The 12,661-nt window shown below is 66.7% G+C and carries 13 protein-coding genes; 8 read left to right on the forward strand and 5 right to left on the reverse strand.

The window, feature by feature from the left end:
* The first annotated feature begins 2 nt into the window (after positions 1-2).
* On the forward strand, positions 3-560 hold the full coding sequence (locus tag U0R18_RS02385) for a TetR/AcrR family transcriptional regulator (protein ID WP_526365561.1): 558 nt from the start codon (positions 3-5) through the stop codon (positions 558-560).
* 76 nt (positions 561-636) lie between these two features.
* On the opposite strand, the gene U0R18_RS02390 is transcribed toward U0R18_RS02385, so the two are convergent.
* A complete protein-coding gene (locus U0R18_RS02390; RefSeq protein ID WP_526365563.1) occupies positions 637-1,083 on the reverse strand; it encodes an SRPBCC family protein in 447 nt (148 codons plus the stop codon).
* Positions 1,084-1,195: 112 nt separating this feature from the next.
* Between U0R18_RS02390 and U0R18_RS02395 the strand changes: the two genes are divergently transcribed.
* Genes U0R18_RS02395 through U0R18_RS02415 form a run of 5 tightly spaced genes read left to right on the forward strand, consistent with a single transcriptional unit; the run spans position 1,196 to position 6,245 of the window.
* Positions 1,196-3,526, forward strand: coding sequence for a xanthine dehydrogenase family protein molybdopterin-binding subunit (locus U0R18_RS02395; RefSeq protein WP_526365565.1), 2,331 nt, complete (start codon positions 1,196-1,198; stop codon positions 3,524-3,526).
* Between the two features lie 3 nt (positions 3,527-3,529).
* Positions 3,530-4,207 carry an SRPBCC family protein gene (locus U0R18_RS02400; protein ID WP_526365567.1) on the forward strand — a complete coding sequence of 226 codons (678 nt, stop codon included), beginning with the start codon at positions 3,530-3,532 and terminating at the stop codon, positions 4,205-4,207.
* Positions 4,204-5,091, forward strand: coding sequence for an FAD binding domain-containing protein (locus tag U0R18_RS02405; protein WP_526365569.1), 888 nt, complete (start codon positions 4,204-4,206; stop codon positions 5,089-5,091). Before U0R18_RS02400 ends, U0R18_RS02405 begins: the two co-directional genes overlap by 4 nt.
* Positions 5,084-5,566 carry a (2Fe-2S)-binding protein gene (locus U0R18_RS02410; protein WP_526365571.1) on the forward strand — a complete coding sequence of 161 codons (483 nt, stop codon included), beginning with the start codon at positions 5,084-5,086 and terminating at the stop codon, positions 5,564-5,566. Before U0R18_RS02405 ends, U0R18_RS02410 begins: the two co-directional genes overlap by 8 nt.
* Positions 5,567-5,588: 22 nt before the next feature.
* Positions 5,589-6,245 carry an O-methyltransferase gene (locus U0R18_RS02415; RefSeq protein ID WP_526365573.1) on the forward strand — a complete coding sequence of 219 codons (657 nt, stop codon included), beginning with the start codon at positions 5,589-5,591 and terminating at the stop codon, positions 6,243-6,245.
* A gap of 21 nt (positions 6,246-6,266) precedes the next feature.
* Here U0R18_RS02415 and U0R18_RS02420 read toward each other — a convergent pair whose 3' ends face one another.
* From U0R18_RS02420 to U0R18_RS02435, 4 genes are all read right to left on the reverse strand, one after another.
* Positions 6,267-6,656: a hypothetical protein gene (locus U0R18_RS02420; protein WP_526365575.1), complete on the reverse strand. Its 390-nt coding sequence runs from the start codon at positions 6,654-6,656 to the stop codon at positions 6,267-6,269.
* A gap of 63 nt (positions 6,657-6,719) precedes the next feature.
* Positions 6,720-7,484: an enoyl-CoA hydratase/isomerase family protein gene (locus tag U0R18_RS02425; RefSeq protein ID WP_526365577.1), complete on the reverse strand. Its 765-nt coding sequence runs from the start codon at positions 7,482-7,484 to the stop codon at positions 6,720-6,722.
* Positions 7,481-8,485, reverse strand: coding sequence for a TIGR03617 family F420-dependent LLM class oxidoreductase (locus U0R18_RS02430; protein ID WP_526365579.1), 1,005 nt, complete (start codon positions 8,483-8,485; stop codon positions 7,481-7,483). Before U0R18_RS02430 ends, U0R18_RS02425 begins: the two co-directional genes overlap by 4 nt.
* A gap of 93 nt (positions 8,486-8,578) precedes the next feature.
* Positions 8,579-9,841, reverse strand: coding sequence for an amidohydrolase family protein (locus tag U0R18_RS02435; RefSeq protein ID WP_526365581.1), 1,263 nt, complete (start codon positions 9,839-9,841; stop codon positions 8,579-8,581).
* A 26-nt stretch (positions 9,842-9,867) separates the two neighbouring features.
* Between U0R18_RS02435 and U0R18_RS02440 the strand changes: the two genes are divergently transcribed.
* Together U0R18_RS02440 and U0R18_RS02445 are read left to right on the forward strand one after the other, a co-directional pair.
* Positions 9,868-10,707: an AraC family transcriptional regulator gene (locus U0R18_RS02440; RefSeq protein WP_526365583.1), complete on the forward strand. Its 840-nt coding sequence runs from the start codon at positions 9,868-9,870 to the stop codon at positions 10,705-10,707.
* A gap of 2 nt (positions 10,708-10,709) precedes the next feature.
* On the forward strand, positions 10,710-12,617 hold the full coding sequence (locus tag U0R18_RS02445) for a potassium transporter Kup (protein WP_526365585.1): 1,908 nt from the start codon (positions 10,710-10,712) through the stop codon (positions 12,615-12,617).
* Positions 12,618-12,661: the final 44 nt, after the last annotated feature.

Genomic DNA, 12,661 nt, shown 5'->3' on the forward strand with positions numbered 1-12,661 from the left:
CAATGCTTCGCGAACAGGACCGCCCGGAACCGGCCGCCGGTACCGCGGACCCCGCGGCAGGTTCGACCAGCGATCGCATCCTGGCCGCCACGGCCGAGGTGCTCGGTCGCAACGGCATGTCCAAGCTGAGCCTGTCGGAGGTGGCGCTGCAGGCCGGGGTGTCCCGCCCCACCCTGTACCGGTGGTTCGCGTCCAAGGAAGAGTTGCTCGACGCGTTCGGCGTTTGGGAGCGCCGCAAGTTCGACAACGGCGTCAACCAGGCCACCGCGGGGTTGCGCGGCAACGAGAGGCTCGACGCCGCACTGCGTTTCATCGTCGACTATCAGCAGTCCTATTCGGGGGTGCGGATGATCGACATCGAACCCGGCCACGTGATCGGGCAGATGACGAACGTCGTCCCGATCATGCGGGAGCGCCTCGAGCGGTTGATCTCCGGCCCCCGGGCCGCGGTGGCGGCCGCGACCGCCGTACGCGTCGCCGTCGCGCACTACATCGTCCGCAGTGACGACAAGGAGCAGTTCCTGGACCAGTTGCGCCTGGTCGTCGGCATCAAGAAGTGACCTGACACACGCCGAAACGTACGAACGGGCGAGTTTGTGCGAGTAATTCCCACCATTTGGTCGGGTTCGGCGAGCGTCAGGCGAAGTGTGCAGCGATCCCGGCCAGCATCTGCCGGTGCGCACCGACGCCCTCGCGCACGGTGACGCCGGCCAGCGGTCGGGGTGCGGCGAATTCGATCCGTTCGGTCAGCAGCGTGCCGGCGGCGTCGGGTTCGAACGAGACGACCGTGTGCAATCGCACTCGTGGGAACTGCCACGAATCGGCGATGACGTCGCCCGTGCGCGGCACCGTCAGCCGTGCGGTGTAGCGGATCGGCAGTGTGACCGGGCCGAACGGGACGCGGTCGCGCACGACGTAGCTCTGCACGTACCCGTCCGCGGTCTCGTGCCGTCCGGTGCTGCGCACCGCGACCACCAGCGGGTGCAGCGCGGTGATGTTGTCCAGGTCGACATAGAACCGTCGCACGACGTCCGGGTCGGCCGGGACGTGCTGGGCGAGAACCTGCGTGGTCCGGCGCGTCATGCCGAACAACCTAGCCGGTGCGTGACTAGCGTCACGTCTCCGAGTACGCTCTGCTGAGCGACTGCCCAGCAGCCCCCGGGCAGTGCTGTCGACGAAACTGGAGCCCACGCCGATGACGGACAGTGTGACCACTCGGTATGCCGGAACCCGGATGCCCCGCGTCGAGGACACCCGCCTGCTCACCGGGCACGGAACCTTCGTCGACGACATCCAGCGGCCCGGGATGCTGCACGCCTGTTTCGTGCGCAGCCCATTTGCGCGGGCGACGATCAGCGCCATCGACCCCAGCGCCGCATTGGCGATGCCCGGCGTGGTGGCCGTCTTCACCGCCGCCGACCTCAACGCCGACGTCAAGGAGGCCTGGCACGCCGTCACCGGCAAGGACGTGCCCGATACGCCGCGGCCCCCGCTGGCCGACGGTGAGGTCAAGTTCGTCGGCGACCCGGTCGCGCTCGTCGTCGCCGAGAGCCGCTATCTCGCCGAGGATGCGATCGAACGCGTTGACGTCGACTACGAGCCGTTGCCGGCCATCGCCGACTTCATGCAGGCGCCCACCTCGGGTATTGCTGTGCACGAGGCATTCCCGGACAACGTCGCCGGTGGGATGGCCGGCGCGCCCCCGGACGAGGACACCTTCGAATCGGCTGCGTGTGTCGCGAAAGCCCATGTCTACCAACAGATGTACGTCCCGGTGCCGATGGAGTGCCGCGGCATGGTCGTCGAATGGGACAAGGCCTCCGAGGAGCTGACGATGTGGGCCTCCACCCAGACCCCGCACGAATTGCGGGCGTTCTGTGCACGGCTGCTCGGCCTGCCGGCCAACAGGGTCCGCGTCATCATGCGCGACACCGGAGGCGGGTTCGGCCAGAAGGTGGTCCCGATGCGCGAGGACATGTGCATCATGCTGGCCGCCCGCAAGGTCCCGGCCGCACTGAAGTGGATCGAGGACCGCCGGGAGAACCTGATGTCGGCCGGGCAGTCCCGCCACGTCGACGGCGACGTCCGGATGGCGTTCGACACCGAGGGCAACATCCTGGCCGCCGACATCGACTTCAGCCAGGACATCGGGTCCTACCCCACCCCGTACCCCGTGCTGACCACGGCGGCCATCGGAATGTTCTTCCCCGGCCCGTACCGGGTGCCGAAATGCAGCTTCAACTACAAGACGGTGTTCTCCAACACCGCCGGTCTGCACGCCTACCGCGGCCCCTGGCAGTACGAGACGCTCTCCCGCGAGATCCTGCTCGACATCGCGGCCCGGCAACTGCAGATGGACCCGGTGGAACTGCGCCGGCGCAACATCCTGCGCGGCGACGAGATGCCCTACGTCAATCCGAACGGTATGCCGTATGACCATGTGGCACCGGCGGATACGTTCGAGCAGGCGGTGAAGATCCTCGACCATGAGGGTTTCCGCAAGGAGCAGGCCGACGCGTTGGCGCAGGGCCGGTACATTGGCCTGGGGTTCAGCGCCTACATCGAGCCGACCGGCGCGGCCACCGGACATCTGGGCACCGAGGGCTGCACCATCCGGATGGAACCCACCGGCAAGATCAACGTGTACGTCAACGGGGGTTCGAGCGGAAACAGCATCGAGACCACCGTGGTGCAGTTGACCGCCGACGCGCTGGGCGCCGACATCGACGACGTGTCCACCATCCAGGGCGACACCGCGGTCACCCCGTACGGCGCCGGCACGCAGGGCAGTCGCAGCGGCCCGATGACCGCTGGCGCGGTGAACGAGGCGGGCACCATCCTGCGCCGCCAGATCCTCACAATGGCGGCCCAGCGCCTCGGGGTCCAGCCCGGCGATATCGAACTGGGTGGTTCGGTCGCCTCCGTGCGGGACGATCCCGAGAAGTCGGTCAGCTTTGCCGATATCGCCTACCGGTCCTACTACGAGCCGGCGATGCTCGGCCCGGACATCTCGCCCACCCTGGAGGCGACCGCCCGGTTCGCCTCTCCCCCGACTGCAATGATCCACTGGGCCAACGCAACTCACGCATGCACCTGCGAGGTGGACACCGTGACCGGCCAGGTCACCCTCACCCGCTACATCGTCAGCGAGGACGTTGGCCCGATGATCAACCCCAACGTGGTGGAGGGCCAGGTGGCCGGCGGCACCGTGCAGGGCATCGGTGGCGCCCTACTGGAGAACCTGGCCTACGACGACGAGGGCAACCCGCTGTCCTCCACCTTCGTGGACTACCTGCTGCCTACGGCCACCGAGGTGCCCGCCATCGAGTTCGGCCACGTGGAGATACCCGGGCCGGGCGTCGGCGGCTACAAGGGCGCCGGCGAGGGCGGCGCCATCGGCTCCACCGCCGCGGTCATCAACGCCATCAACGACGCACTGGCGCCGTTGGGTGTTTGTGTCACCACCCTGCCGGCCACCCCGGCCCACATCGTCGAGCTGATCGAAACGGCGCAGAAGGAAGCCTGACATATGGAGTTGGTCAACGAATTTCGCGTCCCAGTGCCGATCGACAAGGCCTGGGACGCGCTCACCGATGTACAACGCATTGCGCCATGCATCCCTGGTGCGGAACTGCTCAGCGTGGACGGAGATGACTTCACCGGCAAGGTCAAGGTCAAGGTCGGCCCCATCTCGGTGGCCTATCAGGGCAACGGAACCTTCCTGGAGAAGGACGCGGTGGCGCATCGTGCCGTGATCAAGGGCACCGCCAAGGAGACCCGCGGACAGGGCAACGCCGCGGCCATCATCACCTGCGCGCTGAAGGATGAGGGCGATTCCACCGGATGCGTGATCAGTACCGACCTGACCATCTCCGGCAAGGCCGCGCAGTTCGGCCGCGGGGTGCTCGCCGACGTATCGGCCAAGCTGATCAGCCAGTTCGCGCAGCGGCTCGAGGCCGACCTGCGGGCCGGTGACGCTCCGGTCGGGTCCGGTGCGGCCGCAACGGCATTCAGCGAGCCGGTCGACTCCGATCTGAACCTGATCTCGGTGGTGGCCGCACCGCTGGCCAAACGGGCGGCGCCGGTGGCCGGCGGTCTGCTGGCCGGGTTGGTGCTGGGCTGGCTGTTCGGTGGGCGGCGCGGTGGCCGGGCCCGGTACATCCTCGTCGAGCGCGTGGCCGACGGCGTGCAGGTGGTGCGGCCGTGAAGCCCGCACCATTCGCCTATCACCGGCCCGACACCGTCGAAGAGGCCTGTGAAGCGCTGGGCTACTACGGCGAGGACGGCAAGATCCTGGCCGGTGGGCAGAGCCTGGCCGCACTGCTCGCGCTGCGGATCACGCACTTCGAGAATCTGATCGATATCTCCATGGTCGATGAGCTGCGCGGGGTCGAGGTGCGTGATCAGACCATCTGGGTCAAGGCGGCCACCACGCACGCCGCTGTGGGCCGCGATGCCGATATCGCGTGCGCGGTGCCGCTGCTGACCCGGGTGACCCCGCACATCGGTCACTTTCAGATCCGCAACCGCGGCACCCTGGGCGGGGCCGTCGCACACGGCGACCCGGCCGGTGAATTCCCCACCGTGGCACTGACATTGGGCGCCGAGATCGAGGCGGTCTCGGCGGCGGGAACCCGCCGGATTCCCGCGACCGGATTCTTCACCGGACTCTGGGAGACCGCGCTGGAACCCGGTGAGGTCCTGACCGCGGTGGGCTTCCCGGTCTGGGGTGCGCGCAGCGGGTTCGGATTCCACGAGTTCGCCCGTCGCCATGGCGATTTCGCGATCGCCGGGGCAACGGTCGCGGTCCAGCTCGATGCGACGAACACCATCAGCCGGTGCGGCATCGGACTGCTGGGCCTGGGCTCCACGCCGCTGCGCGCCGCGGTGGCCGAGGCCGAGCTCATCGGTCGCCCGGTGTCGGACGTGGACGCCGAGGAGATCGGACGACTCGCGATGGCAGATCTGGACGAGGTGCCGGCCGACCAGCAGGGCTCGGCGCAGTATCGGAAGCGGGTCGGGGCGGCCATGGTCGCCCGGGCCCTGGCCGACGCGGTTGACGAAGCTGTCCGAGGAGACGCCCGTGTATGAACTACCGATCGAGATGACGGTCAATGGTCGCCCGGTCGAGGCGGTCGTCGAACCGCGGATGACCCTGGCGGATTTCGTGCGTGAGAAGTGTGGCCTGACCGGCACCCACCTGGGTTGCGAGCACGGTGCCTGCGGCGCCTGCACGGTGCTGCTCAACGGTGAAGCCGTACGCGGCTGTCTGGTGTTCGCCGTGCAGGCCCACGACGCCGAGGTGGAGACCATCGAGGGCGTGGCCGGCGAGGACGGCGACCTGTCGCCGGTCCAGGCGGCCATGCGTGAGTGTCACGGCCTGCAATGCGGCTTCTGCACACCGGGTTTCGTCATGTCGATCACCGCGCTGTTGCGGGACAACCCGCAGCCCACCGATGCCGAGATCCGCGAGGGCCTGTCGGGCAACTTCTGCCGGTGCACCGGATATCAGGGCATTGTGAACGCCGTGCACCGTGCGTCCGAGAGCTACACACCGCAGTCTTAGCTTTCGCGGCTACCGTGGCGATATGACGTCAACACTGACCGAAGGACCCGTTGCGGCTGCACTCTCCCGGATGTATGCCGAATCGGATGAGCAGGGCCGCAGCGTGTGGTCCAACATCGACCGCAGCGTCTTCGAGAACGGCACCGCGCAGGAGCGGGCCGACGCGGCCGACGAAATCTATATGCCCATCGCTCCGGATGCCGGCAAGCTGATGTACTCGCTGATCCGGGCCGCCCGGCCGGCGGCGGTGGTCGAGTTCGGGATGTCCTACGGCGTATCGACCATTCACCTGGCCGCCGCCGTGCGCGATAACGGCACCGGGCACGTCTACACCACCGAGCTCAGCGCCAAGAAGATCGCCACCGCTACAGCGACATTCGCCGAACTCGGTCTCGCCGACGTCATCACCGTGCTCGAGGGCGATGCGTTGACGACACTGCGCGATGTCCCCGCCCCGGTCGGCGTGGTGCTCATGGACGGCTGGAAGGAGATGTACCTGCCGGTGCTCGACATCCTCGAGCCCAAGCTGGTTCCCGGGTCGATCGTGGTGGCCGACAACACCTCTCGCTCCGACGCCGTGCCGTATCTGGACCGGGTCCGGGAGCCGGCCAACGGCTATGTCAGCCTGAACTTCCCCGGCAAGGGCAACGACACCATGGAGTTGAGCTGCCGGGTGTAGCGGCGATGACCCGACCGGCCGTCACGGCCAATCGATGGGCCATTCTGTGATCGCCCAATCGCGCATCTCGTCGATGACGAATTTGAGCCACTCCCAGAAATCGTCGAAGACGTGGTCGATCGAATATCCTTCGGGTGTCATCCACCCGTGCACCACAGCAATTTTCGTGGCGACATCGTCGGGAGTGACGACAAAACATGCGAGATCGTCACAATCCTGGCGTGCGGCAAACGCCACCAGGCGATCCGATGATGGTCCGTGTGGCCATCGTTCGGACACGTCGAACACGCGCTCGCTATTCAGGAACATCCAGGGTTGCAATGGCGAGAATGACTCGAAACTAGCGATCCGGCGAGCAATCAACCAGCGGTATCCGTAGTCAATCTCGAAGTCGAACGTCGGGATGTCCACACCCTCGATCATAGGGTCGATATTCGAACGACTCACCGCGCGCCTGTTCGATCAGCGCACCGGCTAGCCCCAGCGCGGCGGCCGATTTTCGGTGATCGCCGCGAGGGCTTCGGCGGTATCAGCGGAGCCCATCACCTGACGATGTGCCTCGGTCTCCAACTCGGCCACCCGTTGCGGCCCGTACCCGTGCATCACGGTGTCCCACAGCAGCCGCTTGCTCAGCGCGGCCGACATCGGCGCGACGTTCACGGCGATATCGTGAGCAATCTCTTGGGCCTTCGGCAGGACGTCGGAGGCCGGTAGTACATGGTTGGCCACCCCCATCGCCCGTGCCTCGGCGCCGTCGAAGGTCCGTCCGGTCAGCAGCAACTCCGCCGCCACCGAAACCCCGGCCAGATGCGGCAGCGTCCAGTGCGACGCGCAGTCGCCCAGCACACCCAGGCGTGCCTGTCGCACAGCGTATTTGGCATCAGCGGCCATCACCCGGATGTCGGCCTGCAGTGCGATGGTCAGCCCGATGCCGATCGCATGACCGTTGACGGCGGCGATCACCGGCTTTCGCAGTTCGAACGCCGCCGGTGCGATCGGCGAGGCGGTGAACTCCGCGCCCGGCGCGGCGAAGGGATCGCCGGAGAAGTCGGCGCCCGCGCAGAATGCCGGACCCGCTCCGGTCACCACGATCGCGCGCACGGCGTCGTCGTCGTCGCAATCCCGGTAGGCAGCGCTGAGCAACTCCCCCATGTCGGCGGTATACGCATTACGCCGATCGGGCCGGTTCAGGGTCAGGACGGCGACACCGTCGGCCACCTCGACCATGAGCTGGCTCATGGCGCGTGCAGCGCTGCGACGAACTCGGACAGCGCTTCCGGCGCGGGGCTATAACCCGGGAAATAGCAGCAGATCTCATCGGTATGCGCACCGAACCGGCCACGGATCTCGGCCGCGCACTCCGAGGGTGTGCCGGAGACGGCGATGCGGGCCACCATCTCCGGAGTGATCAGTGCCCGCATCTCGGCGTACCCGCCGGACTTGGACAACGCGTTCAGTTGGGGTTGCAGATCGCCCCAGCCCTCCACCTCCAGCACAGGCAGGTAGGCGGGGGTGGAGCCGTAGAACGCGATCAGCATCGCCACCCCGTCGATGGCGGCCGCAAGTTCGGCCGGCGTGCGCCCGACCGCAACCATCGCCGCGGGAATCAGACCCACCTCACGACGTCCGGCCCGGCGTAACCCCTCGGCGACCGCGGGCAGTGTGCGTTCGGCGAAGTGCCGGGCACTGTTGAACGGCATCACCAATACCGCGTCGGCCACCTCGGCCGCCGTCCGGGTCATCACGGGTCCGAGTGCACCCAACAGGATCGGCGGCGGGCCGAACGGATTGGGGCCGGGGTTGAAGGTCGGCGGCATCAGGGTGTGGGTGACGAACTCGCCACGGAAGTTCAACGGCGCGTTGCCTTCCCACGCATCGAACACCGCCTTGACGGCGCGGACGGTCTCGGCGATCCGGGCTGCGGGCCGACCCCACGTTGCGCCGTAACGCTTCTCGATGTGCGGGCGGATCTGGGTGCCCAGTCCGAGCCGGAACCGGCCCCCGCTGTAGACCTGCAGATCGTAGGCCGCATGCGCCAGGTGCACCGCGCTGCGCGGCCCGGCGATCGCGACGTTGGTCATCAGGGCCAGTTGGCTCTCCCGGGCCGCGACCAGCAGCGGGAAGAGCACATCGTGCGGTCCCTCGAAGCTGAACAGGCCATCGGCGCCCGCATCGGCGATCTGCCGGATGCTCTCGGATACCTTCGCGGGGTCGCCGTCGACCTGCAGATGCACACGCACCCGGTAAAGCTACCGCCGAGAGTTGACTTGTTCGCGCCCCCTCCTGGGGAAACGCGTCAACAAGTCAACTCTCGACGCGCAGCCAGCGCGCAACTACGTGGTGGCGAGGTGCTTCTCGTTGTAGATCCGGGCCCACTCGGCCCGCGGCCGGATCGAGGTGTCGACATCGGCGCCCTTGGCGCGCAGCCCCGCGACGGTGGCGTCCTGTCGCGCCGTGCGGGCGAACGGATCCCAGCCGAAGAACCGGCAGGAGTTCTCCCAGGTGATCTTGTTGATATCGGAATCCGAGGCACCCGCGGCGTTCAGCTCGGCCAGCACCTGCTCGGGAGCGTCGGGCCAGAAGCAGTCGCTGTGCGGGTAGTCGCACTCCCAGGCGATGATGTCGATGCCGATCTCGTGCCGCAGTTTCAGCGACGTCTTGTCGGTGACGTAGCAGGCCAGCGAGTGCTCGCGGAACACATCCGACGGCAGCTTGTCGCCGAAGTCGCGGCGCAGCCACTTCTGGTTGGTGTAGTGCCGATCCGAGCGGTCCAGGTAGAACGGGATCCAACCGATCCCGCCCTCGGAGAACGCGAACTTCAGATCGGGATAGTTGCGCATGGCCGGTCCCCACAGCAGGTCCTGGGCGCACATCGCCGATACCTGGGTGGCCAGGATGATCAAGTTGTCGATCGGCGCATCCTTGGCCATCGAGATGGCGCCGAAGCCGGTGCCGATGTGCAGACACATCACCACGTTCTCCTCCGAGAGCGTGCGGAACACCGGACCCCAGTAGTCCTCGTCGAAGTAGCTGGGCAGGCCTTCGAGGTGCGGCAGCTCCGGCATGGTGACCGCGCGGCAGCCCTTGGCGGCCACCCGGCGGATCTCGGTGCACATGGCTTCGGGGTTCCAGGTCGGCAGGATCGCGATCGGGATGAACCGGTCGGGATAGGAGCCGGCCCATTCGTCGATGTGCCAGTCGTTGTAGGCCGACACCATGACCAAGGTGGCTTCTTCGCGGTGCATGTTCAGGTGTCGTGCGGAGAAACCGGTGAAGGTCGGGAAGCACATCGAGGCCAGGATGCCGTTGCGGTTCATATCGCGGACCCGCTCGTGCACGTCATAGACGCCCGGACGCATCTCGGCGAAACCGGCCGGATCGCGGCCCCATTCCTCGGCCGGCCACGAGACGACGGCATTGAGGCCGGACACGCCCTGGGGCCGGCCCTGATACATCCACTGATCGACACCCTTGTCGTCGGTGACGACGATCGGTGCTTCCGGCTTGTACTTGGCCGGGACGTGGTTGAGGAACATATCGGGTGGTTCGACCACGTGGTCGTCGATGGACACCAGAATCAGATCGTCGACGTTCATGGTTTCCAGTTGTACCGTGTAATCCCGTGACCGTCTCTGCACTTTCGGACAAGGACTTGACTGAATCGGCCAGAATCCCCCGGACCTTGATCGCACTGCGCAAGGGCGGTCGTGCGCTCGGGGGCAGCTACCTCTATCAGGGCGACGCACTGATCACCGGCTGGCACTTCCACGAGGTACACCAGATCGAATACGCCCTGCACGGCGTGGTCGAGGTCGAGACCGATGCCGCGCACTACCTACTCCCTCCGCAGCAGGCGGCCTGGATCCCGGCCGGCCTCGAGCACCAGGCCGTGATGAACACCGACGTCCAGACCGTCGCGGTGATGTTCGATCCGACTCTGATCGCCAGCCCCGGGGACCGCGCCCGAATCCTCGCCGTCTCCCCCCTGATCCGGGAGATGATGATCTACGCGTTGCGCTGGCCGATCGACAGGGCCGACGGGGACGACACTTCCGATGCTTTCTTCCGCACACTGGGCAACCTGGTGTCCGAGGCGCTCGACCATGAGGCCCCGCTGAGCCTGCCCACCTCCGATGATCCGATCGTGGCGGCCGCGATGGCCTACACCAAGGACCATCTGAACTCCGCGACCGTGCAATCGGTCAGTCGCGCCGTTGCCGTCTCCGAGCGCACATTGCGCCGGCAGTTCCAGGCGTCCATCGGATTGCCTTGGCGCACTTACCTCCTGCATGCCCGGATGTTGCGAGCGATGGCACTGCTGGCCGCCCCGGGTCAGTCGGTGGCCGACACCGCGATCGCGGTCGGCTTCGACAGCCTGAGCGCCTTCACCCGCGCGTTCGCCCAATTCTGCGGTGAGACCCCGTCGAGCTATCGCAAACGAGTCACCGAGTCGGAGGCGTAGGGGTGCAATCGGATTCGGCGAAGCAACTGCGGCTGGGCGTCATTGTCTCGGCCCTGGGGGTGGTGTTCGGAGATATCGGCACCAGCCCCATCTACACGGTTCAGACCGTCTTCAATCCCGGCGACCCACACCCGGTCCCGATATCCCGGGATCACATCTTCGGGGTGGTGTCGCTGATCTTCTGGTCGGTGATGATCATCGTGACGCTGACCTACGTCACGTTGGTGATGCGGGCCGACAACAACGGTGAGGGCGGCATCATGGCTCTCATCACGTTGCTGCGGCGCTGGACCGTCGCCCGCACGCGGCGCACCGCCGCGTTCCTGGCCGCGCTCGGAATCTTCGGTGCCGCACTGTTCTTCGGCGATTCGATGATCACCCCGGCGATCTCGGTGCTGTCGGCGGTCGAGGGACTCAACGTGGTGGATCCCGGAATGCACGACTGGGTGGTGCCGATCACCGCGGCAATCATCCTGGCGTTGTTCTCCGTGCAGCGTCACGGCACCGCTGCCGTGGGACGGCTCTTCGGACCGGTGATGATCATCTGGTTCCTCGTGATCGGCGCACTCGGCGTCACCGCCATCGCGCGCCACCCGCAGATCCTGGCCGCACTCTCGCCGACCTATGCGCTGTCGTTCCTGGCCACCCACTTCCACATCGCGTTCTTCGCACTCGCCGCCGTGGTGATGTCGGTGACCGGCGCTGAGGCGCTGTACGCGGATATGGGTCATTTTGGCCGCAAGGCCATCACCTGGGGGTGGTTGGGGCTCGTGCTGCCCGCCCTGACTCTGAACTATTTCGGCCAGGGTGCGCTGCTGGTCGACGACGAGAAGTTGGTCAATGCACCGTTCTTCCTACTGGCCCCGGAATGGGGACGCGTCCCGCTCGTCCTGTTGGCCACTGTGGCAACGGTCATCGCGTCACAGGCGGTGATCACCGGTGCATTCTCGGTCGCCTCGGCGGCCGCATCGCTCGGGTACCTGCCCCGGCTGCGGATCGCGCACACGTCGGCGTCGACCATCGGGCAGATCTTTGTGCCGTGGATCAACGGTGTGCTGCTGGTGTGCGTGCTGACCCTGGTGTTCGCGTTCCGCAGTTCGGCATCCCTGGCCTATGCATACGGAATGGCCGTCACGGGCACCATGACGATCACCACCCTGTTGTTCTTCTACCTTGCGCGCACCCGGTGGCGGACCCCGCTGTGGCTGGTCCTGCTCGGCGGGGGTGCGCTGCTGACCGTGGACCTGCTGTTCTTCGCCGCCAACATGACCAAGTTGGTGCACGGGGCCTGGCTGCCCCTGCTGATCGCGGTGGTGGCCTTCATCGTCATGACCACGTGGCAGAAGGGCCGGCAGATCGTCACCGTCGAACGCGAGCGGATGGAGGGCTCTCTACCGCGCTTCGTCGACGAACTCGGTAGGCTCGATCCTCCGCTGGCGCGCATTCCTGGCACCGCGGTCTTCCTCAATCGCGGCAAGGCCACCGCGCCGCTGTCGATGCGTACCGCCGTCGACCATATCCGGGCGCTGCACCAGCACGTGGTGATCGTGTCCCTGGAAACCGAGCCGGTCCCGAGGATCATGGATTCCGAACGCATTTCGGTGGACAACCTGGGCAGTAGCGACGACGGTATCTTTCACGTCGAGGCCCGGTTCGGATACATGGAACGCCCGCACGTGCCGCGGGCACTGATGTTGGTCGACCCAGATCTCTGTGAGGGCGGAATCGACCTGGGTCACGCGTCGTACTTCCTGTCCAAACTCGAATTGGTCGCCGGGGACCAGCCCGGCATGGCGACATGGCGCAAGCGACTGTTCATCGCCACGTCGTACATCACGGGCGACGCCGCGGCGTACTTCGGGCTGCCGCAGGACCGGACCGTCATCATCGGGTCGCGGCTGCAGGTATAGGTCCGGACGTGACATTCGGCGCATGATCTGGGACATCGGGCCCA

Origin of the sequence: Mycobacterium sp., assembly GCF_046330795.1 — a bacterium.
Lineage (GTDB): Bacteria > Actinomycetota > Actinomycetes > Mycobacteriales > Mycobacteriaceae > Mycobacterium.

Bases quoted from the DNA above. Each gene is read 5' to 3' on its own strand.
- U0R18_RS02385 (WP_526365561.1), top strand. From the start codon at position 3: ATGCTTCGCGAACAGGACCGCCCGGAACCGGCCGCCGGTACCGCGGAC.
- U0R18_RS02390 (WP_526365563.1), bottom strand. From the start codon at position 1,083: ATGACGCGCCGGACCACGCAGGTTCTCGCCCAGCACGTCCCGGCCGAC.
- U0R18_RS02395 (WP_526365565.1), top strand. From the start codon at position 1,196: ATGACGGACAGTGTGACCACTCGGTATGCCGGAACCCGGATGCCCCGC.
- U0R18_RS02400 (WP_526365567.1), top strand. From the start codon at position 3,530: ATGGAGTTGGTCAACGAATTTCGCGTCCCAGTGCCGATCGACAAGGCC.
- U0R18_RS02415 (WP_526365573.1), top strand. From the start codon at position 5,589: ATGACGTCAACACTGACCGAAGGACCCGTTGCGGCTGCACTCTCCCGG.
- U0R18_RS02425 (WP_526365577.1), bottom strand. From the start codon at position 7,484: ATGAGCCAGCTCATGGTCGAGGTGGCCGACGGTGTCGCCGTCCTGACC.
- U0R18_RS02435 (WP_526365581.1), bottom strand. From the start codon at position 9,841: ATGAACGTCGACGATCTGATTCTGGTGTCCATCGACGACCACGTGGTC.